Origin of the sequence: Mesorhizobium sp. M2A.F.Ca.ET.067.02.1.1 (assembly GCF_004023285.1) — a bacterium.
Classification (GTDB): Bacteria; Pseudomonadota; Alphaproteobacteria; order Rhizobiales; family Rhizobiaceae; genus Mesorhizobium.
The window spans coordinates 1-961 of the sequence record NZ_RZSB01001228.1 but is presented as its reverse complement, the minus strand read 5'-3'; the positions used below and the strand labels follow the sequence as shown (position 1 = coordinate 961).

1 protein-coding gene is annotated in these 961 nt (G+C 62.5%); it reads right to left on the bottom strand.

The features are described 5' to 3' along the window. Positions 1 to 243 precede the first annotated feature (243 nt). On the bottom strand, positions 244 to 961 hold a 718-nt coding region (locus tag EOA28_RS36950), incomplete at its 5' end, for a M23 family metallopeptidase (protein ID WP_148671161.1).

The following is a 961-nucleotide window of genomic DNA, read 5'->3' as shown; positions in this document are numbered from 1 at the left end:
GAGTGGCGGCAAGCGATTCGGCTTTCACCGCGGTCGCGGCGGTCACGGCGTTGCTTTGCGTGCTTTCTTCCCTTATCGCCTGGTTCACGGTTCCCGGACAGGCATCGCCCTGGCCGCGGCAGACAGACGAATCGCGCGATTAGAGCAATTCCAGGAAAAGTGTGAGCGGTTAGGCCCGTCGACTTCGCCGTAGCCTTCCGTCTGGAATTGCGTCGAAACAGGTGGAGCGGTTCCTGGAACTGCTTAGTTCGGAAGCTGCGAATCAGTCTTGGCGCTGGCGACCTTCAGCGAGTTGCCGTCTTCCTGCTTCAGAAGATCGTCGATGCGCTCGCGCTCTTTCTTGAAGGCCACGAGATCGTCACCCTTCAGCACCTTGCCGACCGGCAGGCGCACGCGCATTGAATCGACCTTGGTGCCATTGACGATGAGTTCGTAGTGAAGATGCGGGCCCGTCGACAGGCCGGTCTGGCCGAGATAGCCGATGACTTGACCCTGGCGGACATGGAGGCCGGGCTCGATGCCTTTGGCAAAAGCGCTCTGGTGGTTGTAGGACGTCTCGTAGCCATTGGCATGGCGGATGATGATCTGCTTGCCATAGCCGCCGGCCCAGCCGGCCTTTTCCACGACGCCATTGCCGGCCGCGATGATGGGCGATCCGATGGGGGCAGCCCAGTCCGTGCCGGTGTGCATGCGCACATAGCCCAGAATCGGGTGACGGCGCGCGCCGAAGCCGGAGGTGAAGCGCCCGTTGGGGAGCGGGTTGCGCAGCAGGAACTGCTTGGCGCTCGAACCGTTCTCGTCGAAATAGTCGGTGCTGCCGTCCTGCATCTGGAAGCGATAGAAATTCCGCGTCTGCCCGCCGAAGGTCGCCGACACGTAGAGAAGCTCGGAATTGTCGGAGGTCTGGTCGTCGCCGTCGGGCTGCGAGAACAGCACCTCCAGCCGGTCGGCCGGCGAAAGC